Genomic DNA, 22158 nt, shown 5'->3' with positions numbered 1-22158 from the left:
GGTCCCGGCGACAGGGCACTATGGATCGCGATAGCGTCGCCGGGCCAGTACCGGCTACGTACAGACGCAACGACTACGTAGCGACGGCTTCGGGATCTCCCCTCCCGTAGCCCCGAAAGAGCTTGTGCCACCTTGGAGGTGAGGGTGTCCCAGATCGCAGGCGAGCCCGGGACTCAGGACTTCGTGGAAGTCCGGCTGCCCGCTGCGGGCGCCTACCTGTCCGTGCTGCGTACGGCCACGGCCGGCCTCGCAGCACGATTGGACTTCACCCTCGACGAGATCGAGGATCTGCGGATCGCGGTAGACGAGGCGTGCGCGATCCTGCTGCAGCAGGCCGTCCCCGGTTCCGTACTCAGCTGCGTGTTCCGGCTCGTCGACGACTCGCTCGAGGTCACGGTCTCGGCGCCGACGACGGACGGCCGGGCGCCGGAGCGTGACACCTTCGCCTGGACGGTGCTCTCGGCACTGGCCGGCAAGGTCGACTCGTCGGTCGCCGATGACCGTACGGTCACCATCAGCCTGTACAAACAGCGCGGCGCGGGACCCGGGCCGGCGTGAGGAACGGGGACGGTCCGGTGCGGAACGAGCCACCCGCGGTGACGGGCATCCCGGAACAGCAGGCGCGGCCGCACCCGGTGGACGGACTTGACGGCCGGACGGCCGCGGCGGAGCAGGCGCAGGTGGGTACCTCCCAGGCGAAGCTCTGGGGGAGGGCGGACCGTATGAGCGAGCACGTGCAAGAGCAGCAGCACCACGATCCACATGACCGCAGCGGGGCGCGGGCGATGTTCATCGAGCTGCGCAAGCTGCCCGACGGCTCGTCGCAGCGGGCGGAGCTGCGCAACCAGCTGGTGCGTATGCATCTGCCGCTGGTCGAGCATCTGGCGCGGCGCTTCCGCAACCGCGGCGAGCCGCTGGACGACCTGACGCAGGTTGCCACGATCGGCCTGATCAAGTCGGTGGACCGGTTCGATCCGGATCGGGGCGTCGAGTTCTCGACGTACGCGACGCCGACGGTGGTCGGCGAGATCAAGCGCCACTTCCGCGACAAGGGCTGGGCGGTCCGGGTCCCGCGCCGCCTCCAGGAACTGCGGCTCGCCCTGACCACGGCGACGGCGGAACTGTCCCAGCAGCACGGCCGCTCCCCCACGGTCCACGAGCTGGCGGAGCGCCTGGGCATCTCGGAGGAGGAGGTCCTGGAGGGTCTGGAGTCCGCGAACGCGTACTCCACGCTGTCCCTGGACGTCCCGGACACGGACGACGAGTCCCCGGCGGTGGCGGACACACTGGGCGCGGAGGACGAGGCCCTGGAGGGCGTCGAATACCGCGAGTCGCTGAAGCCGCTGCTCGAGGACCTGCCACCGCGCGAGAAGCGGATCCTGCTGCTGAGATTCTTCGGCAACATGACGCAGTCGCAGATCGCGCAGGAGGTGGGCATCTCCCAGATGCACGTCTCCCGCCTGCTGGCCCGCACGCTGGCACAGCTCCGCGAGAAGCTCCTGGTGGAGGAGTAGCCGCAGGGGAGTGACCGCGGCGTGGGGGCGGCCCTCTCCACCGGGAGGAAGTACCGCCCCCGCGCGAGCGGCTACGCGTCGCGCGCGGGGCCGCGGATGCCCAGGGCCTCGGTCGTCGTCGGGTTCACCAGCAGCACCAGGCCCGTCACCGCGACCGCCGCCAGCGCGATGCCCAGCAAGATCAGCGCTCCGGACGCGCGCAGCAGCGTCCAGGCCGGGATCAGAGCCATCAGGTGCGTGATGATCGCCGGGCCGCGGCTCCAGCTGCGGCGTCCCAGCAGGCCACGCGCCGCGGCCAGCGGGATCACGCCGAGTGCGATCAACGTCACTCCGCCCGTCTCCGCCTGTGACGGACTGTCCGGCCGGCCGAGCAGGCCCATCACGAGCATGTAGACGCCGCATGCGACCAGCGCCAGGCCTTCCAGTCCGGACACCGCGGCCGCGGCAGTCAGGCGGGCAGGGCGGGGGGTCTGGTCAGTGCTCACCCCAGCAGGGTAGCCGTCGTGCGGAACCCTGGGCTGGGCCAGGTAAATCCCACTGGGTACGCTGCTGCGCATGCGCGCACTTCTCGTGGTCAATCCGGCAGCAACCACCACCAGTGCCCGCACCCGCGACGTACTCATACACGCCCTCGCCAGCGAGATGAAGCTGGAGGTCGTGAACACGGAGTACCGCGGGCACGCCCGCGACGTCGGCCGCCGGGCCGCGGAGTCCGACGACACGGATCTCGTCGTAGCCCTCGGCGGCGACGGCACCGTGAACGAGGTCGTCAACGGTCTGCTCCACCACGGCCCCGACCCCGACCGCCTCCCCCGCCTCGCCGTCGTCCCCGGTGGCTCGACGAATGTCTTCGCCCGCGCCCTCGGTCTCCCGAACGACGCTGTCGAGGCGACCGGCGCCATCCTGGACGCACTGCGCGACCAGACCGAGCGGACGGTCGGACTCGGTCTCGCGGCCGGCACCCCGGGCACCGAAGACGAGGCGGTCCCCTCCCGCTGGTTCACGTTCTGCGCCGGACTCGGCTTCGACGCGAGCGTCATCGGACGAGTCGAACAACAGAGGGAGCGCGGCAAGCGGTCCACGCACGCGCTCTATATGCGCCAGGTGGTACGCCAGTTCCTTGACGAGCCGCACCGCCGGAACGGCCCGATCACCCTGGAGCGCCCGGGCGAGGACCCGGTCACCGAACTGGTGCTGTCCATAATTTGCAACACCTCCCCCTGGACCTACCTGGGCAATCGCCCGGTGTACGCGTCCCCGGAGGCCTCCTTCGACACCGCCCTGGACGTCGTCGCACTGTCCAAGATGTCGACCTCCGCCGTGGCCCGTTATGCGACTCAGCTGCTCACTTCCAGCCCCGAGCGCGGACCGCACGGCAAGCACGCGGTCACTCTGCATGACCTCACCGACTTCACCTTGAATTCGAAGGTTCCCCTCCCGTTCCAGATGGACGGTGACCACCTGGGGCTACGCACGAGCGTGACGTTCACAGGCGTACGCCGTGCACTGCGTGTGATTGTGTGAGCGGAAGAGCCGAAAGGCCTTTAACTCGAACGTATGGGCTGGGCTCCACCCCATAGAAGTACGGCTGTGACCTAGCCGACACCGAGGAATCAAAAAAAAGTTTCCGGAAGGGGTTGTATCCGCCGCCGAGGTTTGCGAATCTCTACATGGCGATCGGGACGGCCCGCAACATCGGCCCCACAGACCGCCAGAACCCCTCCTCAAACCACAGGACCACGCCAGTGCTGCTGGCAGTCGGCCCTTCCCTTGCGGGGGGATTCGTGAAAGCGTTCACATTCACAAGCAACCCGCATGTAATACCAAGGAGAGGTAGCAGCCATGGACTGGCGTCACAACGCCGTTTGCCGCGAGGAAGACCCCGAGCTCTTCTTCCCCATCGGCAACACTGGTCCTGCGCTGCTGCAGATCGAGGAAGCCAAGGCCGTCTGCCGTCGCTGCCCCGTCATGGAGCAGTGTCTGCAGTGGGCGCTCGAGTCCGGCCAGGACTCCGGCGTCTGGGGTGGCCTCAGCGAGGACGAGCGCCGCGCTATGAAGCGTCGTGCCGCTCGCAACCGGGCGCGTAACGCCAGCGCCTGACGCCCCCTGCTACGAGCCTGAGCTTGGCGGCGCGTACAGAGAGTACGCACTCACCGCCTCCCGAGCCGCAGCGCGCAGTACCCCGAAGCGCACAAAGCTCTGAGCCCCGGACCGTGAACATACGGTCCGGGGCTCGCTGCTGTTTCCGGCCGACTACGGCTGGCTGTTTCCGGCCGACTACGGCTGTGGCTACGGCTTCTGCGCCTGTACGGGTACGTCGAGGACAACCCTGGTGCCCCGCCCGGGAGCCGGAACCATGTCGAAGGTTCCGCCCAACTCCCCCTCCACCAGAGTCCGTACGATCTGCAGCCCCAGATTGCCGGTCTGCTGGGGGTCGAAGCCCTCGGGCAGCCCGCGCCCGTCGTCCTGGACGGTGATCAGCAGCCGGCTGTCCGTGCGCTGATCGCCCCGTACGGCCGAGACCTCGACCGAGCCGTGCTCCCCCTGTGCGAAGGCGTGCTCCAGGGCGTTCTGCAGCACCTCGGTCAGGACCATGGCGAGCGGGGTGGCCACCTCGGCGTCGAGGATGCCGAAGCGGCCCGTACGGCGGCACTCGACCTTGCCCGGGGAGATCTCGGCGACCATCGCGATGACCCGGTCGGCGATCTCGTCGAACTCGACGCGCTCGTCCAGGTTCTGGGAGAGGGTCTCGTGGACGATCGCGATAGAACCGACGCGCCGCACCGCCTCGTTGAGCGCCTCCCGGCCGCGTACGGAATCCATCCGGCGGGCCTGCAGCCGCAGCAGGGCCGCGACCGTCTGGAGATTGTTCTTCACCCGGTGGTGGATCTCCCGGATGGTCGCGTCCTTCGTGATCAACTCGCGCTCGCGGCGGCGGAGTTCGGTGACGTCGCGGCAGAGCACGAGGGAGCCGATCCGGGTGCCCTTGGGCTTGAGCGGGATGGCGCGCAGCTGGATGACACCGCCGTTGCCCTCGACCTCGGTCTCACGGGGCGCGTAGCCGCTGGCGAGTTTGACCAGGGCCTCGTCGACGGGGCCGCGGGAGGGGGCGAGTTCGGCGGTGATCTGACCGAGGTGGTGTCCTACGAGGTCGGAGGCGAGGCCGAGCCGGTGGTACGCGGAGAGGCCGTTGGGGCTGGCGTACTGCACGACACCGTCCGCGTCGAGCCTTATCAGCCCGTCACCGACGCGCGGGGAAGCGTCCATGTCGACTTGTTGCCCCGGGAAGGGGAAGGAGCCGGCGGCGATCATCTGGGCGAGGTCGGAGGCGCTCTGGAGGTAGGTGAGCTCGAGCCGGCTGGGTGTACGGACGGTAAGGAGGTTGGTGTTCCGGGCGATGACGCCGAGAACGCGGCCCTCGCGGCGTACGGGGATGGACTCGACCCGTACCGGAACCTCCTCACGCCACTCCGGGTCGCCCTCGCGCACGATCCGCCCCTCGTCGAGCGCGGCGTCGAGCAACGGGCGCCGGCCCCGGGGAACGAGATGGCCGACCATGTCGTCCTGGTAGGAGGTGGGCCCGGTGTTGGGGCGCATCTGGGCGACGGAGACGAAGCGGGTGCCGTCGCGGGTGGGAACCCACAGGACGAGGTCGGCGAAGGAGAGGTCGGAGAGCAGCTGCCACTCCGAGACCAGCAGATGCAGCCACTCGAGGTCGGATTCACTGAGGGCTGTGTGCTGGCGTACGAGGTCGTTCATGGAGGGCACATCTGCGAGCCTACCTGCGGGGTGAACCAGTTGAGTTGCCCGGCCGTGTTGGAGGACGGGCCGAGAAGTAAGCTCTGCAGATGGATGGACAGCCGAGAATGGTCTAGTCCACAATGATTGTGTCAAAGCCTCCATCCTCCCCGCACAGGAGGGTGGAACGAGGTACCCGGCGCTCTCTGCCCTGACTGCGCCGAGACCTCCGATACGGCCGCGCGGGACCGCACACCTGCCGGCCGGAGCAACTCCGGGCTGCGGTGCCGGACGGGCTGAGGGTCCCGTCAGGCGCCGCGGCCCGCGGGTGCGTGCGGCTGCTTCTGATTGCGCCTTCGCCGCGCGGGCTCCGCCCCGTCAGCGTGTCTCCGTGACCTTTGCCAGTGCTCTCGGCGCGTCCGGGTCCTGGCCGCGGGCGATCGTCACCTCGTACGCCAGGCGCTGCAGCGGGAGAATCTCCAGGATCGGCTGAAGCTCCTCCGGGACCCCGTCCGTCGGGAGGACGAAGCCCGCCGAGGCCGCCTCGACCTTGGGGGACGGGCCGACCACCACCAGGTCCGCGCCGCGGTCGCGGAGGCGGTCGAGGACCGGCTGGAGGGCCTCGCCGCCCTTGCCGTCGGTGACCACCGCGATGACCGGGGAGATGTTGTCCACCATCGCCAGCGGGCCGTGCAGCAGGTCCGCGCCGGAGTACGAGAGCGCCGGGATGTAGCTCGTCTCCATCAGCTTCAGCGCGGCCTCCTTCGCCGTGGGGTAGCCGTACCCCCGCGACGTGATGACCATCCGCTCGGCGAAGCGGTAGCGGGACGCCAGCTGCCGTACCTCGTCCTGGCGGGACAGCACCTGCGCCGCCAGGTCCGGCAGGACCTTCGCCGCCGCGCCGTCGCCGCCCCGCAGCCCTTCCACGAAGAGATAGAGCGCCAGCAGTGACGCGGTGTACGTCTTCGTCGCCGGGAGCGCCTTCTCCGGCCCTGCCAGGATCTCGATGTGGAATTCGGAGACCGCCGCCAGCGGGGAGTCCGGGTTGTTGGTGACCGCCAGCGTGATCGCGCCCGCTTCGCGTGCCGCCTTCGTCGAGGCCACCAGGTCCGGTGAGCCGCCGGACTGGCTGACCGTGATGACCAGGACGTCGGTCAGGTCGGGCCGCGCGCCGTATGCCGTCGTCGTGGACATGGAGGTCAGTCCGCACGGCAGACCCAGCTGGATCTCCAGCAGGTACTTCGCGTACAGCGCGGCGTTGTCGGACGTGCCGCGCGCGGTCAGCAGCACGAACCGCGGACTGCGCGCCGCGATCGCCGACGCCACCTCGCGGATCCTCGGCGCGCCCTCCTCAAGGATGCGCCGCAGCACCGCGGGCTGCTCTGCCATCTCACCGGCCATGATCCGGCCCGGCTGTTCGGACATGCGGGGTGCCTCCTCCTGGTGGCATTCCTCGTGCACGGTCCGCGTCGGTCAGACCCCGGCGCCCTTGCCGGTGATGACCTCGGCGGCGGCCCGTCCGCAGACGCGAGCGGCGCCATGGGTCGCGATGTGCAGGGCGCCCCTCGGCTCCGCCCGGTCCACGCCCATCTCGACCACGACCGTGTCGGGCCGGGCGGCGATCAGGGCGTCCAGAGCGTCCGCCATCCAGGGGTGGCGGTGAACGTCGCGTACTACAGCGATGATCCTACGGTCCGCCGCGGCAGCCAGCACATTTCCGACCAAGCCGGAGGTCCCGGTCCTGCCGTCGTAGGTGGTCGCGCTGTCGTAGGTGCCGGTCCCTGTGCCGGGCAGCATCGCCGTCAGCTCTGCCGCCACCCCCCACGGGGTCTCGTCCCCCACCGCGATGTTCGCGACCGGGGTGAAGGCGGCGACATAGGGGGCGACCGCCACCGGCTCGTACGGCAGCTGTCCCGCCGTCACCCGCACCGCCCGGCGCGCCGCGACCAGCCCGATGTCGGCGCCGGGCGCGGCCCCTTCCCCCGGCTGCGCCACGGGGACCCCCGCCTCCGAAGCCGCGCCCGACTCCCCCGCGGCCAACCTGGCCCGCCGTGTCCAGTCGGCGAGCGCGCGTACCCGCGCCGCCGCGTCGGCCAGCCGTTCCTCGGGCAGTTCGCCGTCCCGTACCGCCGTGACCAGCGCGTCGCGCAGTCGCAGTACGGTCTCCTCGTCGGCCAGGCCGCCGCCGACGCAGATCGCGTCGGCTCCCGCGGCGATCGCGAGGACGGAGCCGTGCTCGATGCCGTACACCGCCGAGATGGCCTGCATCTCCATGCCGTCGGTGACGATCAGGCCCTCGTAGCCCAACTCCTCGCGCAGCAGGCCGGTGAGGATCTGCGGGCTCAGCGTCGCCGGGCGGTCCGGGTCGAGCGCGGGAAGCAGAATGTGCGCGCTCATCACCGCTTTGGAACCCGCCGCGATGGCCGCGCGGAAGGGCACCAGGTCACGGGCGCGCAGAGTGTCGAGATCCACATCGATTTGAGGCACTGCGTGGTGCGAGTCCACGTTGGTGTCGCCATGTCCGGGGAAGTGCTTGGTGCACGCGGCGACTCCCGCGGCCTGGAGACCTTCGATGTACGCGACGGTGTGCCGGGCGACGAGAGCGGTGTCGGCGCCGAACGACCGTACGCCGATAACCGGGTTGTTCGGGTTGGAGTTGACGTCGGCGGAGGGTGCCCAGTTGAGGTCGACCCCGCATTCGGCGAGCCGGCGGCCCAGTTCACGGGCGACGGCCCGGGTGAGGTCGGTATCGTCCACCACCCCCAGCGCGTAGTTCCCGGGGAAGGAAGATCCGTTACGCACCTCGAGGCGTGTGACGTCCCCGCTCTCCTCGTCGATCGCGACGAGCACATCGCCCCGTTCGGCCCGCAACTGCGCGACGAGCGCCGACAGTTGACCGGGCGTGACGATATTGCGGCCGAACAGGCCCACTGCGGAGAGGCCTTCGCCGATCCGGCGCAGCAGCCAGTCGGGTGCGGTGGTGCCGGTGAATCCCGGCTGGAGGACGGCGAGGGCGTCGCGGGTCAGGGTGTCTGTGCTGCGTACGAGAGTCGTCATGTGGACGGCGTCATCCCTTCACTGCGCCGGCCGTCAGACCCGCGGCCATCTTGCGCTGAACGAGGAGGAAAAGGATCACGATGGGGATGGCCATCATCGTGGCGCCGGCCATCATGGGGGCGTACTCGGTGCCGTTCTTGGTGCTGAAGTTGCCGAGCCAGACGGTCGCGGTCTGGTTCTGCTGGCTCATCAGCATCAGCGCATACAGGTACTCGTTCCATGCCTGAATGAAGCCGTAGACCGAGGTGGCCACCATGCCCGGGGCGAGCAGCGGGAAGACCACACGGATGAATGCGCCGGTGCGGGTGCAGCCGTCGACCATCGCCGCCTCCTCCAGCTCCCTCGGGATGTTGACGATGAAGCCGCGCAGCGTCCAGACCGTGAAGGGGAGGATGAAGGTCAGATACGTGATGACCAGGCCACTGAGCTTGTCGTACTGACCGAGGTCGTTCAACAGCAGGAAAACCGGGATGATCATGGCGACCAACGGGACCATCTGGACCGCCAGAATGCCGACGATCACGATCTTGCGCCCACGGAAGGCGAATCTGGAGATCGCGAGGGCAGCCAGCATGCCGACGGCGATACCGATGACGACCACGACCAGCGACACGACGAGGCTGCGCCCGACCGGTCCCCAGAAGTCGGCGATGTCCAGGGCGCGCCGGAAGTTCGCCAGCGTGAAGATGTTGGGGAAAAAGTGCGGGTTGGGGTCGATGGCGTCCTTGGCCGGCTTGAACGCCGTGTTCAGCATCCAGTACACGGGGAAGCCCGCTGTGATGAAGACAAGGAGGCCAAGCAGATTCCAGCCCAGCTTGCTGTTGCGGCGGCGGCGGGCAGCGGGAGCCGCGCTGGTCGAGGTCACGCCGCTTTGTACGTTCACTGCGCTCACTCGACTTCTCCGATCTTGAGCATCTGGCGCATGTAGACCGCGACCACGGCGAGCAGCAGGATCACGGTGACGAGGGCGATCGCCGCCCCGGTGCCGTAGTCATTGACGACGAACGCCCTGTCGTACGAGTACGTCGTCAGGAGCTGGAACTCGGCTTCGGGGTGGCCGTTGCGCATCACGAAGACCTGCGGGAAGACCCCCATGTCCCAGATCACCGACAGCGTCGTCAGCATGACGATGATGGGCTTGAGGATGGGCAGGGTGACGCAGCGGAAGACACCCCAGGCGCCGGCGCCGTCGAGACGGGCTGCCTCCTCCAGCTCCTTGGGCACCTGGGTGAGGCCGGCGCTGAGCGTGATGACGACGAAGGGCACGGCTCCCCAGACCACCAGCAGGATGATCACGGCGAGACCCTGGGGGCCGCTGGCGAACCAGTTGTGGCCGACCATGTCGACGCCGGGAAGCCTGGACAGCAGCCAGTTGAGCACGCCGTAGTCCGCGTCGAAGAGCCATTTGAAGATCGCGGTTGCCACGATGATGGGCATGCCCCAGCTCGCCACCAGCGCGATGTTGATCAGGACCTTGACCCAGCCGGACACCCGCTGAAGCAGCAGGGCGATCAACATGCCGATGACCATCGTCAGGACCACGGCGCTGACGGCGAAGACCACTGTCCGCGCGACGACGGTCCAGAACTCGCTGTCCCCGAGAACCTTGGAGAAGTTGCCGAAGCCGACCGACTCCGGGTCCTCGAAGCCCCACAACTGCGGCTGCCCGAACTTCTGGAAGGAGAGGGTGACGAGCCGCACCAGCGGATAGCCGAGAACCAGCAGCAGGACGAGGAGGCAGGGCGCGAGCAGCAGCCAGGGAACTCCGGCCCCACCCGATGTCGGCCTTCTGCCCGGCTTGGGAGGCACGGCGGCGCCGGTGCCCAGCGGCGGTGATTGCCGCGTCGGCGGCACCTTGGCGGTGGTTGTCTCTGCGGCACTCATCCCGTGCTCCTCAGCGGTCCCTCTCCCGGTACGGGTGGCAGGGCCCCGTCGATTCGACGGGGCCCTGCCCATAGGTCACTTGGTGTTGATGACCTTGTCGATCGCTGCGTCCGCGGTCTTCGCGGCGTCGGCGACCGACTTCTTGCCGGTGCCGATCTCCTGCAGCATGGTCTTGAGGATCTGAGCCTTCTCGACCTGACCCCAGCCGGGCGCCATCGGCACAAACCAGCTGGACTCGGCCGCGGTGGCCGGGACGACCGTCTTCGGATCGTTCTTCAGGGTCGCCAGGTCCGTCTTGTTGTTGGGCAGGTTGCCCTTGGCGAGCAGCCCCTTCTGACCCTGAGCGCCGGTGAACGCGTTGATCCACTCGGCCGCGACGTCCTGTGCCCTGGACTTGACCGGGATGGCAAGGTCGGAGCCGCCGAGGAAGACGGGCAGGGGCTTGCCGGACGGGCCGGGCACCACGAAGTTCTCGAGCTTGTCGGCGAGCTTGCCGACCTTGTCGTTCTTCGGGTCGGCGGCGGTGCCACCCTCCCAGGCCGCGGCGAAAATGGTCGCGGACTTGCCCTGCCCGAAGACGACCGGACGGTCGGACTCGTCCTTGGTCTTGTCTCCGTGCATGTACTTGTCGAGGATCGACTTGTACTCATTGAGGCCCTTGAGGGACTCGGGCGAGGAGAGGTTGGCCTTCCACTTGTCGCCGTCCTTCTTGGCGATGGAGCCACCGGCGTCGTACACGAAGGACGTCGCGGCGTACCAGTCCGGCGAAGGCTGGTACCAGGCGCTGAACTTGTCGCCCTTCTTCTGCTGGATCTTGTCGAGGGCGGCTGTCAGCTCGGCATATGTCTTCGGGGTGGTCTTCACACCGACCTCGGCGGCGATGTCCTTGCGCCACGTGCCCACACGGCCACCGGCATAGTACGGGACACCGTAGGTCTTGCCCTCGTACTGGGTGGACTCCTTGAGGCCGTCCAGCCACGCATCCGACTGCTCGAACTTCTTCGGGTCGACCTCGGCGAAGGCGCCCTTCGTTATGTAGCCGAGCATCTCGGTGTTGCCCATCTCGACAACGTCCGGCGCCTTGTCCGTGGCGAGCACGGCGTCAAGCTTCGCGTTCTTGTCCGGCCAGCCGTAGTACTCGTGCTTGATCTTGATGCCCGGGTGCTTCTTGACGATGGCGGCGTCGGCCGCCTTGACCAGGTCGGGCCAGTTGTTCTGGGCGTCGACGGTGAGCCAGACCGTCAGTTCCTTCGCGTCGCCGCCGGCCTTGTCCCCGCCCTTGTCCGAATCGCCACACGCAGCAAGACCGACCACCATGCCCGCGACGCCTATCGCCGCAATGAGCTTGCGCTTCACGCCACCCTCCTCAGGGATGCCTGCAACCCCTGCCCACCGCAAAGAGATACGCCGAGGTCTACTCGAGGGGCTGGGAGCTGGCCTTTAATGGTTTAGACCAGTACCGGGAGCTTGGCCTAGACCTTTAGGGGTGTCAAGGGTGTATAAGAAGGCTGTCGCGTCCGTTATCGGACCGACACCTGACAGGGAGGGCGACGACCCGTGACCGGAGCGTGCCACCATGTGAGCCGCAACAGACGGAGGAGCCGGTGACGGCAGCAGCACAGGAGTCGGGAAGGCGGGCCATGACCAAGGACGGGGGCGGTACGGAGACCGAGGGCGGGGCACAGACCCGTACCGCGCGCGTGCCCAAGTACTACCGGCTCAAGCGCCACTTGCTGGACATGACGGAAACGTTGCCGCCCGGCACTCCGGTACCGCCGGAGCGCACACTCGCCGCGGAGTTCGACACCTCGCGTACGACGGTGCGGCAGGCGCTGCAGGAGCTGGTCGTCGAGGGCCGCCTCGAACGCATCCAGGGCAAGGGCACGTTCGTCGCCAAGCCCAAGGTTTCGCAGGCCCTCCAGCTGACCTCGTACACCGAGGACATGCGGGCCCAGGGCCTCGAGCCCACCTCGCAGCTGCTGGACATCGGGTACGTCACGGCCGACGACACCCTGGCCGGACTGCTGGACATCTCGACCGGTGGACGGGTGCTGCGGATCGAGCGGCTGCGGCTGGCGAGCGGCGAGCCGATGGCGATCGAGACGACGCACCTTTCCGCGAAGCGCTTCCCGGCACTGCGCCGCAGCCTGGTGAAGTACACCTCGCTCTACACGGCGCTGGCGGAGGTGTACGACGTCCATCTGGCCGAGGCCGAGGAGACGATCGAGACCTCGCTGGCGAACCCGCGCGAGGCCGGGCTGCTGGGGACGGACGTGGGTCTGCCGATGCTGATGCTTTCGCGCCACTCGCTGGACGCCCAGGGCGAGCCGGTGGAGTGGGTGCGCTCGGTGTACCGGGGCGACCGGTACAAGTTCGTGGCCAATCTGAAGAGGCCGGTGGAGTAGACCCGTTGAGGGTCCGGCGCAGGTCACCTTCGGCTCGGCCGACCTGCGCCGGTCACCTTCCGGCTCAGCCGACCAGCACCTCGGCCGCGGCAATGCCGGAGACCAGGGTCGCACCGTGCGTGACCAGATGTACGGCGCCGAGCGCGTCCGCCGTGGGGACGCCCATCTCCACCACGAGCGCGTCGGGACGCAGCCGCAGCAAGCGGGCCAGGGCGTCGGACATCCAACGGTGCCGGGCCGCGTCGCGCACCACGACAACAAGTGCCCGGTCCGCGGCGGAAGCCAGTGCTGCCCGCTCCGGAAGGTCTTCCGCACCGGAAAGGTCGGACTCCGTCAGGCGGACGGAGGTGGTCCCGGGCTTCAGGTCGTGCAGGGGGCCAGCCACCCCCCAGGGGGTCTGGCCGTCAATCGCGAGGCTCATCACCGGGGACAGTTCCACGACGTGCAGGGCGCCCGCGACCGGAAGCTCGCTCCCGGCGCCTGGCCTCCGCCGCACCTGCACCGCTCGCCTGGCCGCGACAAGGCCGATGTCGGACTTGGCCGGATCACGCGTCACGGCCCTTGCCCGCGCACCCGACCAGGCGGCGAACTCGCGTACTCGCGTACTCGCCTCCACCAGCCGCTCCTCGGGAAGCGTTCCGTCGCGCACCGCCTTCGTGAGCGCCCCGGAGAGCAGGTCGACGATGGACTCCTCGGCGCTCTCGCCACCGACACACACCGCGTCCACGCCGCCGGCGACGGCCCTGACGGTCGCTCCGTCGATTCCGTAGCGGTCCGCGACCGCCCCCATCTCGATGCCGTCCGTCACGATCAGGCCGTCAAAGCCCAGTTCCCCACGCAGCAGCTCCACAAGAATGCGGTGGCTGAGGGTGGCGGGCAGGTCGGCGTCGTACGCCGGTACGAGCAGATGGGCAGTCATGACCGCACGCACACCGGCCTCCACCGCCGCGATGAACGGCGGGAGCGCTGTCCGCGCGATCTCCTCGGCACTCGCCTTCACCTGGGGAAGGCCGTGGTGCGAGTCGACAGCCGTGTCACCATGCCCGGGAAAGTGCTTCGCACAGGCGGCGACCCCTGCCGCCTGAAGGCCCCGGATCCATGCGGAGGTGTGCCGCGAGACGACGTCGGTGCGCGACCCGAAGGAGCGGACGCCGATCACCGGGTTCAGGGGGTTGGAGTTGACATCCGCACTCGGCGCGTAGTCCAGAGAGACGCCGACCGCGTGGAGTTCACGTCCGATATCGCGCGCGACCGACTCAGTGAGTTCGACGTCATCGACGGCCCCCAGGGCGAGATTTCCGGGCCGCGAGGCCCCGGTCCACGCTTCGAGCCGGGTCACATCGCCGGCTTCCTCATCGATGGCGACAATGAGGTCGGGGTTCTCGGCCCGCAGTGAATCCGTGAGCTTCGCGACCTGCTCGGGGTCCACGATGTTCCGCCCGAACAGCACGACAGAGCCGAGTCCTCCGGCGATCCGGCGGCGTATCCAGTCGGGTGCGGTCGTCCCCACAAACCCCGGCTGGAGCACAGAGAGGGCAAGCCGCTCCAATTCCGGGTGACTGCTTGACGCCATGGCGGGACCTCCGAAGACACATGGCCAGCCGATCCGACCGGCGGACAAGTTGGTACAGGCCAATGGAATATTGGCGTAGACCAATCGGGGGTGTCAAGGGGGTACGAACCACCCATAGGGCCGAATCCCGCTCGGCGAAACGCCTGTTGAGGAACCCTCACAACTTGATTGACTCACCCGAACGAGCTATGGAAGCCTCCCGGTGGCCCACCGCTGAAGCGGGACGCACGGCCATCACTCACTTCTACGGGGGATGAATGACCGGACCGGACGCGCAGGGGCTTTTCTCCCCGTCCCGCCGATCCTGCACCCTCGCGGTCGGCGCGACCTTCGTCCTGGTCGCCTTCGCCGGACTCGCCCTGAGCACTGCCATGCCCGTCGCCGTCCAGGACCTGGGCGGACTTCCGCTCTACAGCCTCGCGTTCGGCGGTTTCCTGGCCACGAGCATCATAGGCACCGCCCTCGCAGGCGGCTGGGCCGACCGGCGCGGACCCGCCCCCGCGCTGTACGCGGGAATGCTGTGCTTCGCGGGGGGCTCGTTGCTCGCGGGCCTCTCCGGCTCAATTCTGCCCTTCCTGGCAGGGCGTTTTATCCAGGGTCTCGGTGGCGGTGCGGTGACCGTCGCCTTATACGTCGTCGTCGGCCACGCCTATCCGGCCGCGCTGCGGCCGCGCATGTTCTCCCTGATCACGGCCTGCTGGATTCTGCCGTCCATGCTGGGTCCCGCGGTTGCGGGCTCGGTCACCGAACACCACTCCTGGCGCTGGGTGTTCCACGGCATCGCGTTGCTCACCCTGCTCGCCCTTGCGGTGCTGGCCCGCCCGCTGGCGCGATTACGCCCGGGCTCCGGCGAACTCTCCGAGCCGGCCGGCTCCAAGACCGTGCCGGCCGTGTCGGTGGCCGTGGGAGCCGCGCTCCTCCAGTACACGGGGGCCGAACCTTCCCAGCGTACGGCGACCTTGGCCGTGGCCGGGCTCTGCTTGATCGCCTTCGGTCTGCGGAAGCTGCTGCCCGCAGGAACTCTGACCGCGGGGCGCGGCATCCCCTCTCTGATACTGCTGCGCGGAGTCTCCGCAGGCGCGTACTTCACCATCGAGTCCTACATCCCGCTGATGCTGGTCAACGAGCGCCGGTGGTCGCCGACAGCCGCCGGGATGTCACTCACCGGGGCAGCACTCACCTGGGCCTGGGCATCCTGGCTCCAGGGCCGTCCACAGCTGCGGTGGTCACGCGAGCGCGTCGTATTCACCGGGGCGGTGATCCATCTGGCCGGAGCGGCACTGACCTTGTCCGGGGTGCTGCGCACCCTCCCCGCGCCGACGGCCGGCGCCGGTCTCGTCATCGCCGCATTCGGCATGGGACTGCTGCTGCCCGGTGTCGGAATACTCACCCTCGAGCATTCGGGACGCGACCAACAAGGCGTGAACTCGGCCGCGTTGCAGCTCGCGGACAGCCTGTGCAGTGTGCTGCTCATCGGCCTGTGCGGGGCCTTGTTCAACGCCGCACATACCCATGCGGGGCAGGACACGCCCGCCTTCGCCGCGGTGTTCGCGACAGCCCTCGCCGTGGCCGCCGCGGCCTGTCCACTCGCCCGCAGAATCGGGCTTCCGCGAACAGAGGAGAAGGACCATGCGGCGGTATGAGCTGGTCGGCCGACAGGACATCAGGCTGGTCACCGACGCCCCGGTGCCGGCGCCCGGACCGCTGGAGGTACTGGTCCGTGTGCGGTCCTGCACGGTCTGCAACCGCAGCGACCTCGCGTACTTCCACTACTTCGGGCTGCGCGAACACTGCGCCCAGGGCTGCTTCGGCCATGAGATCGCCGGGGTGGTCGAGGCGACCGGCCCCGGAGTGACCCGGGTGGCCCCGGGACAGCGCGTCTTCGTGCGCACACCACTGACCACCGGCTACGCGGAGTTTGCCCTGGCCCGCGAGATATCCGTGGGCGCCCTGCCGGACTCCGTCCCCTTCGAGCACGGCTCGATCCTGCAGCTGCTGCCCCTGGCGGTGCATGCCACCCGCGGCATCCGGCTCGGCGACCGTGTCGTGATCATCGGGCAGGGGCCGGTCGGCCTGATGGCGCTGAGAATGGCGGCACAGCGCGGAGCCTCGGAGATCGCCGCGGTCGATCTCGACGCCTGGCGGCTCGAACGCTCCGCCCGGTCCGGAGCCGACTCCGTCCACCGTGTCCTCGGAAGCGCCGACGAACTCACCGCCATCGGGGCCGGGTTCGATGTGGCCATCGATGCCGTCGGCACCCCCACGACGCTCAACGCCTGCGTGGGGCTGGTGCGGCAGAACGGTCTTGTCGTCATGCTCGGCACCCATCATGTGGATACCCATGTCACCGTCGACCTGGTGGCCTGGGAGCGGAAGGGGCTGCGAGTCCACAGCTCCGCGGAGCCGCTGGACACCGCCCGCGAGGAAGCTCGCACGGTCGCCGAACGCCTCGCCCGCACGCGTACCGAAACTCTGCAGATCGGGGACATCCACACCCATACGTATGCCCTGGAGGAGCTCCCCAAGGCCATGGAACAGCTCTCCGCCAGCCGCTCCCTCTACCCCGACACCGGACGGGCTCCGTACGACGGCCCGCCGCCCGAGACGCTGAAGGTGGCGATCGTCCCGTGACCCGGAGGCACCACGCGTGAAGTGGGGCATCGCCGGATATGGCGACGTCGTGGTGCGCCGGGTGCTGCCGGCTCTGCGGGCTCTGGGCGAGGAGCCCGTAGCCCTGTGGGGGCGCGACCCGGGCCGGGCGGCCCGCACCGCCGAGCAGCACGGCATCGCCGCCTCCGGCAGCGATCCGGACATCCTGCTCGGGATGGCTGACGCCGTCTATGTCGCCACACCGGTTGTCCACCATGTTCCGCTGGCCGAAGCCGCGTTGGGGACCGGGCTCCATGTACTGGTCGAGAAGCCGCTGGCCGGTGGGCTTCACCCGGGCGGGAACCTTGTCACCGCGGGGCGGTGCGCGGGCGTCGCGTACTACCGCAGGCTTGCCCCCGCAGTCCGTCGGCTGCGCCGCGAACTCGCCGGGTCTGGGGCCGAGCACGTGGAAGTGCGGTTCCGCTGTTCCTTTGCTCCGGGACCAGAACACCCCATGCGCTGGCGGACGGACCCTGCCGTGTCGGGCGGCGGGGTGCTCGCCGATGCCGGAAGTCACCGGCTCGACCTGCTGCTGACGCTCTTCGGCCGCCCGCTCGAAGTGCAGGGTCGGCTCAGTCGGCGTTTTCCCCTGGGTGCGGAGCGCCGAGCCGAACTCGTCCTGCGCTGGCCCTCGGGAATGCGCGCGCACTGTCTGATGGAGTGGAGCGACGAGCCGCCCGTTGACCTCATCACCGTCACCTGCGGAGCCCGCACCATCACCCTGGACCCGCTCGACTCCGGGCAGCTGCGCCTGGACAGCCCCGATTCCGCGGTGGGGCTGACGCTGCCACCCGCGGCCAACCCCCATCAGCCGCTGATCGCCGACTTCGCGAAGGCCGCCGAAACCGGCGGGCTCCCGGCCTGCCCGGTCGCCGAGGCCCGCCTTGTCGACGAGATCATCGTGGCCGCGGGCCGCTCGGACGCGGCCGGCGGGCAGCCCGTCAGGCCTTGGCAGGAGTGAACTTCCCCGGGTCGCCGTACCCGAAGCCCGAGTGCCAGCTCAGCGGTTCGATACCGGCGTTGAACGGCACTCCATCGTCCCGCGTCATCTCTGGCCTGGGGTGGTTGAGATGAAGGAGCTGGTCGTCGAAGCGCCTCAGCGGCGCGGCCCCGGTCAGCCTGGCGATCACATCGTCGTCCTCGCCGCCCCATCCCTCGTACCGCTCGTCAAAACCACCCACAGCATGGAAGATCTCTGTACGCAGCCATACGCAGCCGCCCGGAGGCTCCCGCAGGAGCAGTCCGCGCAGCACCGCATCGGGCACATCGGCGTCGCCCCTTGAGGTACGCAGACCGATCGCATGCCGGGTGGACGCCTCGTCGAGCGAAAGCGACCACCGGAACGGCAGATGGATGCCGTGTCCGCCCTCGCGCAGGCGCGCGGCGTTACGGGCGACAAAGGCGCGGTCCACCAGAATGTCGGCGTCCAGGACGCACAGATACGGGGCATCCGAGGCGGCGTCGACGGCTCCGACGTTCACCGCCCAAGCTTTGTTGAACAAACCCTCCTTGGGAGCGAAGACATAACGGTCCACGAGAGGTTCGAGTTGCTGCCGCGTCCGGGGCTCCGTGTCCGACTCCACCACCGTCACCCGGTGCGCCAGGCCGCCTTCCTGGTCCTCGAGAGCCTGCAGACAGGCCAGCAGATTTCGGGTGCGCAGGCCGCTCTCACGGTCCCGGAAAGGGATCACGATGCGGACTTCGGCCGGTTCCCGGCTCGGTGCGGGCTCCGTGGCCGCTGCCGTGCCGACCGTCCGGTCGCCGCCGCTCTCCGTGCCGAGGTGGTAGTCGATCCAGATGTGCTGGTCGGCCTCCGCCACGGCACCTGCCAGCCCTTCCGCATCGGCGGGGCTCTCTTCGAGCAGGCTCGTGAGGCTCTCGCGCAGGGCGTGCTGCGGGCCGGTGGACGTGGGCGACGCGAGGACTTCCTGATACCGCCGCTCCGCGTCGGGCGCCTTGGCGATGAACGTGCGCAGCGTGCCGTCGACGGTCCGGTAGTGGGTTTCGCTCTTTTCCCAGTAGTCCGCGGCGATGCCGGGCACCGCCGGGTCGTGTGCCAGCACAGCGTATGCGGTGAGGCGTTGAGCGAGCCTTGAGCAGTCCAGTTCGGAGACTTCGGACACGTTCGCACTCCAATCGGCGGTGGACAGAGGGTGGTCAGGCGCCGTCGTCCGCCGACCAGGACCGCAGCCAGCGCCGGTCCGGTGTATCGCCTGAGCGGACGAATCTGACATCGACGGACAGGCGCATGGCGTTGGTTGTCGTGTCGAGGGAGGCGTGGATGATCTGCGGCAGGTGAACCATGACGTCCCCGGCGGCGAAATCAGCCCACAGCCATCGTCGGCCCAGGTGACGAGCGGTCAGCTCCAGATCATGGCAGATCGGACGTCGGTCGCCGGGGCGGTCCGTGGTGTCGCGCAGGGCGGCGTACTCCTCGGGCCGCAGACGGTGCGAGTCCTCCAGATAGACCAGCGCACCGGTCTGCGGCGGGCAGTCGCCGACAGGGATCCACAGGGTCAGCACCCTGGATGAGCCCTCATTCATGTAATCGAAGTCGAGATGGGCACGGGAGGCGAGGCCCAAGCCGCGATGGAAGTGACGCAGAATGCGGCGGGGCAGCATCTCGACGCTGCCACCGAGGAGGTTCCCCGCGAGCCCGGAGAGTCGGGGATTGTTCAGGAACCGGTGGAAGGCGGCCGAACGCACAAAGGAATGCGCGGGGTGTCCGGCCACACCGTACGCGGGCAGCCCCTGGGGCACTCGGCCGGAGAACACGCCTTCCTCGGATCGGCTGCCCGCAGCGAGATAGCCGGACGGGAACTGCGAGAAGTACCCACCGCGTAACCGCAGCACCTCCTCTCTGTCGAGCACTCCCGGAAGGTACAGATATCCGTCGCTGTGCAGCCGCTCCCGCAGTGCGGCGGGGTCGGACAACTGGTACGCGCTGGGTCTAAGAGGGCCGAAGAGCTCGGGCGAGAAGGGTATGGGCACATCATTCGACGAGAGGTTCACGGTGGATCCTTCGATGCGGTGGGTACGTGAGCCTCGGCGCGTCAGTAGACGCCCTCCACGGCCCCGGCGGAGTCCTCGAGAAACGGCTGCACCGCCGCCACTCCGTCCCAGGGAAACCATGGATGCGGCCCGGTCCTGATCGCGCTGTCCCGTTCCAGCAGATTCGGCAGAAAGAGGTCCTCCAGGAGCGTGGTGACCCGCACCCGGCCTCGCTGCCCCACCGGCAACTCACGCCAGGGGTCCGACGGATCCACGACCTTCATCACCGCGAAGGGCGGCGGCAAGTGGTACGAACATCCGGTGCCGCCCGGCACATCGGGCTCTCCGGGCACCGCGTCGGCTTGCAGAGCGTGCCCGACCAGGGTGTTCCCGTAGGTATCGATCCACTGCAGCCCCGCCAAATGCTCCTGCCGCAGGAATTCCGCCTCGGCGGCGGTGCACGAGGTGCCGCCCGTGCAGACGGCCCGTACGCCGTACGTGTGCAGAGGGCGCGGCAGCCTCATGGCCAGCTCCAGGAGCAGCCGGGAGGTGGTGAACAACAGTGCCGGCCGCTCCACGGACAGCAGGTTGAGCGTCTGGTCGACCAAATGGCCGGTGTATGCCTCCGCTTCACCTCCGGACCGCAGCGCGGTCTTCACCCAGCGGGGATCGAAGTCGATGGCGTACACGGCGCCGTTCCAGCTGTCTGCGAGACCCTCCACGAAGTGGCCGTACGCATGGGGGCCACTCGGAGTCATCGCCAGGACATCGCCGCCGGTGACACCACGGGCCTCCAGCACGGTGCGGTAGATCTCCACGTCGTAAGCGAGCCGGGTCACGTTGACGATCCGGCAGGGCGCACCGGTCGTCCCGCCGGTCTCGAAGACCCGGAAGGGGCGGTCCTGATAGCCACGCGGGCGCAGGTCACGGGCGCGCGCCGCGCGCAATTCGGCCTTGTCGAAGAGCCCGAAGAGTTCCAGGGCCGCGAAACCGTCAATGTCCTTCAGCGGGTCGAACCCGAGCGACGGGCGCCGCGTCACCCAGAACGGGGACCCGGTCTCCGGCTCGAAATGCCACCGCATCATGCGTCGCGTCCAGGTGTCGATGTCCATGGCGAGTTCCGGCACCCGCCGGCGCAGGGTGTTGTGCAGCGTTCCGAAGGTGACCTGCCGGTCAGCCGTCATGGGAGTCCTCGATTCCCGTCCGGTGCGGCGCCCCGCGGTACACGAACAGAGACTCGTCCGCGATGGCCGCCGCGACTTCGCCCCGGGCCCGCAGTACGGTGCTGAACGGGAACGGCACCTCGTGCCCGATCAGTGGGTGGAGCCCGGAGCGGATGGCATCACTGCCGAGCAGCACGAGTTGCGGCAGTGCGTAGGTGCCGCCGCCCGCCTCCCGGACGATCGGGGGCCTGCGGGTGAGGAGACGGTCCCCGGCGCGCATCCGGCCCGATACGGACCCGGCGGCCTGCTGTGCCGAGTCCGGTTCACGGAAGACGGTGAGCGGCCAGTCCCGGTTACCCGGGTCCGGGTGGATCGCGTCGAGCGCCGCGGCCAGCGCGGACGCCAGCGGTTCTGGTTCATCCGCGCAGACGACGGTGCGGACATTGCTGCAGAACCGGCCCGAATCGGCCGCGATCAGAGGCAGCAGCCAGTCGACGGCCTCGCCCACCGCCATCCCCGGGGGCACCAACGCACAGCCGCGGCCGGGCCCGTGCAGGGTGAGGGATGCGGAGTCGCGCACAGATGCGGCGAGCCCGGCCCCGCCGTAGACGATCTGCCGGTCCGTGCGTCGGACGAGGCCGTGCAGTGTGCGATGCCCGGCCGGATAGAAACCGAGGCGGTCCGGCGGCCAGCCCACGGCCAGCAGGGCGGCGACCAGCCGAGCAGCGGAGAGCGGCTCACGGCGGCTCGGGCGCACCCATACGCCCGCCGAGCGTTCGGCCTGGTCGAGTACGGAGTCCAGGCAGGTGAAGGTGTTTCCGGGCAGGGACACCAGGGCCAATGCCTCGTCGGACACCGGGATTTCCCGCTGTATCAAGCTCGCGCGCAGCGTGGTGCTCCAGCGGTCGACCAGAGGGGCGGGCAGCCCGGCGGTCTCCCACAGCGACACACGGAAGTCATCGGCGTTCTGCCGGCCGAGTCCCCCCACGGTGACGCTCCCGGAATGAAACAACTCCAAGGCGCTGAGGATCAGTTCACGCCGCTTGGCCGGGGCGAATGCGGGCAGGCCGGGCCGGACGGCTCCCCACCGTTTCCGGTCGGCGTCGGCCACGATCTCCGGGACAAGAGCGACACACGTTCCAGTAGGTCCGGGAAGGTGCACCGAATCCAGGGAGGTGTGCCAT

At 69.0% G+C, this 22158-nt stretch carries 19 protein-coding genes and 1 pseudogene; 8 read left to right on the top strand and 12 right to left on the bottom strand.

Going from position 1 to position 22158, the window contains the following annotated elements; genetic code table 11:
• Positions 1-144: 144 nt before the first annotated feature.
• The gene (locus tag ACFYWY_RS03210; RefSeq protein WP_266487247.1) at positions 145-558 is read left to right on the top strand and encodes an anti-sigma regulatory factor; all 414 of its coding nucleotides are present in this window, start codon (positions 145-147) and stop codon (positions 556-558) included.
• Positions 528-1514, top strand: a pseudogene (locus tag ACFYWY_RS03205) (RNA polymerase sigma factor SigF); the annotation flags it as partial. The gene ACFYWY_RS03210 and the pseudogene ACFYWY_RS03205, both read left to right, overlap by 31 nt.
• Positions 1515-1585: 71 nt before the next feature.
• Here ACFYWY_RS03205 and ACFYWY_RS03200 read toward each other — a convergent pair.
• Positions 1586-1999, bottom strand: a complete 414-nt coding sequence (locus tag ACFYWY_RS03200; protein WP_389178827.1) for a hypothetical protein — start codon at positions 1997-1999, stop codon at positions 1586-1588.
• Positions 2000-2069: 70 nt separating this feature from the next.
• Here ACFYWY_RS03200 and ACFYWY_RS03195 point away from each other — a divergent pair, with 70 nt between their 5' ends.
• Both ACFYWY_RS03195 and ACFYWY_RS03190 read left to right on the top strand, forming a co-directional pair.
• Positions 2070-3038, top strand: coding sequence for a diacylglycerol/lipid kinase family protein (locus ACFYWY_RS03195; protein WP_389178824.1), 969 nt, complete (start codon positions 2070-2072; stop codon positions 3036-3038).
• A 318-nt stretch (positions 3039-3356) separates the two neighbouring features.
• Positions 3357-3614, top strand: coding sequence for a WhiB family transcriptional regulator (locus ACFYWY_RS03190; protein ID WP_003953983.1), 258 nt, complete (start codon positions 3357-3359; stop codon positions 3612-3614).
• A 189-nt stretch (positions 3615-3803) separates the two neighbouring features.
• On the opposite strand, the gene ACFYWY_RS03185 is transcribed toward ACFYWY_RS03190, so the two are convergent.
• The 6 genes from ACFYWY_RS03185 to ACFYWY_RS03160 all read right to left on the bottom strand — a co-directional run bounded on the left by ACFYWY_RS03185 (position 3804) and on the right by ACFYWY_RS03160 (position 11549).
• Positions 3804-5273 (bottom strand): sensor histidine kinase, encoded by a 1470-nt coding sequence (locus ACFYWY_RS03185; RefSeq protein WP_389179572.1) that lies wholly within the window; start codon positions 5271-5273, stop codon positions 3804-3806.
• A 357-nt stretch (positions 5274-5630) separates the two neighbouring features.
• Positions 5631-6677 carry an SIS domain-containing protein gene (locus tag ACFYWY_RS03180; RefSeq protein WP_389178821.1) on the bottom strand — a complete coding sequence of 349 codons (1047 nt, stop codon included), beginning with the start codon at positions 6675-6677 and terminating at the stop codon, positions 5631-5633.
• Between the two features lie 48 nt (positions 6678-6725).
• Positions 6726-8309: a glycoside hydrolase family 3 protein gene (locus tag ACFYWY_RS03175; protein WP_389178818.1), complete on the bottom strand. Its 1584-nt coding sequence runs from the start codon at positions 8307-8309 to the stop codon at positions 6726-6728.
• A gap of 10 nt (positions 8310-8319) precedes the next feature.
• Complete coding sequence (locus ACFYWY_RS03170; protein WP_389179569.1) at positions 8320-9174, bottom strand: carbohydrate ABC transporter permease; 855 nt, start codon at positions 9172-9174, stop codon at positions 8320-8322.
• A 23-nt stretch (positions 9175-9197) separates the two neighbouring features.
• Positions 9198-10193 carry a carbohydrate ABC transporter permease gene (locus ACFYWY_RS03165; protein WP_389178815.1) on the bottom strand — a complete coding sequence of 332 codons (996 nt, stop codon included), beginning with the start codon at positions 10191-10193 and terminating at the stop codon, positions 9198-9200.
• Positions 10194-10268: 75 nt separating this feature from the next.
• Complete coding sequence (locus ACFYWY_RS03160) at positions 10269-11549, bottom strand: extracellular solute-binding protein (protein ID WP_389178812.1); 1281 nt, start codon at positions 11547-11549, stop codon at positions 10269-10271.
• A 284-nt stretch (positions 11550-11833) separates the two neighbouring features.
• Between ACFYWY_RS03160 and ACFYWY_RS03155 the strand changes: the two genes are divergently transcribed.
• A complete protein-coding gene (locus ACFYWY_RS03155; RefSeq protein WP_389179566.1) occupies positions 11834-12598 on the top strand; it encodes a GntR family transcriptional regulator in 765 nt (254 codons plus the stop codon).
• A 64-nt stretch (positions 12599-12662) separates the two neighbouring features.
• Here ACFYWY_RS03155 and ACFYWY_RS03150 read toward each other — a convergent pair whose 3' ends face one another.
• The gene (locus tag ACFYWY_RS03150) at positions 12663-14171 is read right to left on the bottom strand and encodes a glycoside hydrolase family 3 protein (RefSeq protein WP_389178809.1); all 1509 of its coding nucleotides are present in this window, start codon (positions 14169-14171) and stop codon (positions 12663-12665) included.
• A 257-nt stretch (positions 14172-14428) separates the two neighbouring features.
• Here ACFYWY_RS03150 and ACFYWY_RS03145 point away from each other — a divergent pair, with 257 nt between their 5' ends.
• The 3 genes from ACFYWY_RS03145 to ACFYWY_RS03135 are packed head-to-tail and all read left to right on the top strand — an operon-like array spanning position 14429 to position 17781.
• Complete coding sequence (locus ACFYWY_RS03145) at positions 14429-15814, top strand: MFS transporter (RefSeq protein WP_389178806.1); 1386 nt, start codon at positions 14429-14431, stop codon at positions 15812-15814.
• Positions 15801-16802 carry a zinc-binding dehydrogenase gene (locus ACFYWY_RS03140; protein ID WP_389178803.1) on the top strand — a complete coding sequence of 334 codons (1002 nt, stop codon included), beginning with the start codon at positions 15801-15803 and terminating at the stop codon, positions 16800-16802. The genes ACFYWY_RS03145 and ACFYWY_RS03140 overlap by 14 nt, the downstream gene beginning before the upstream one ends.
• Positions 16803-16818: 16 nt before the next feature.
• Entirely contained in the window at positions 16819-17781 is a 963-nt protein-coding gene (locus ACFYWY_RS03135) for a Gfo/Idh/MocA family protein (RefSeq protein ID WP_389178801.1), read from the top strand.
• Here the strand turns inward: ACFYWY_RS03135 and ACFYWY_RS03130 are convergent.
• From ACFYWY_RS03130 to ACFYWY_RS03115, 4 genes are read right to left on the bottom strand one after another with little or no spacing between them, the layout of a single operon-like run.
• Positions 17762-18943: a glycosyltransferase family 2 protein gene (locus ACFYWY_RS03130; RefSeq protein ID WP_389178798.1), complete on the bottom strand. Its 1182-nt coding sequence runs from the start codon at positions 18941-18943 to the stop codon at positions 17762-17764. The two genes, ACFYWY_RS03135 and ACFYWY_RS03130, sit on opposite strands and share 20 nt — an antisense overlap.
• A gap of 34 nt (positions 18944-18977) precedes the next feature.
• The gene (locus ACFYWY_RS03125; RefSeq protein WP_389178795.1) at positions 18978-19832 is read right to left on the bottom strand and encodes a phytanoyl-CoA dioxygenase family protein; all 855 of its coding nucleotides are present in this window, start codon (positions 19830-19832) and stop codon (positions 18978-18980) included.
• A 41-nt stretch (positions 19833-19873) separates the two neighbouring features.
• Positions 19874-20995, bottom strand: coding sequence for a hypothetical protein (locus tag ACFYWY_RS03120; RefSeq protein WP_389178792.1), 1122 nt, complete (start codon positions 20993-20995; stop codon positions 19874-19876).
• Complete coding sequence (locus tag ACFYWY_RS03115) at positions 20985-22085, bottom strand: hypothetical protein (RefSeq protein ID WP_389178789.1); 1101 nt, start codon at positions 22083-22085, stop codon at positions 20985-20987. The genes ACFYWY_RS03120 and ACFYWY_RS03115 overlap by 11 nt, the downstream gene beginning before the upstream one ends.
• Positions 22086-22158: the final 73 nt, after the last annotated feature.

Source organism: Streptomyces sp. NPDC002870, from assembly GCF_042888505.1.
In the GTDB taxonomy this organism is placed as follows: domain Bacteria; phylum Actinomycetota; class Actinomycetes; order Streptomycetales; family Streptomycetaceae; genus Streptomyces.
Note: the sequence above shows the minus strand (reverse complement) of the source record. Positions and strands in the feature narration are given on the sequence as shown.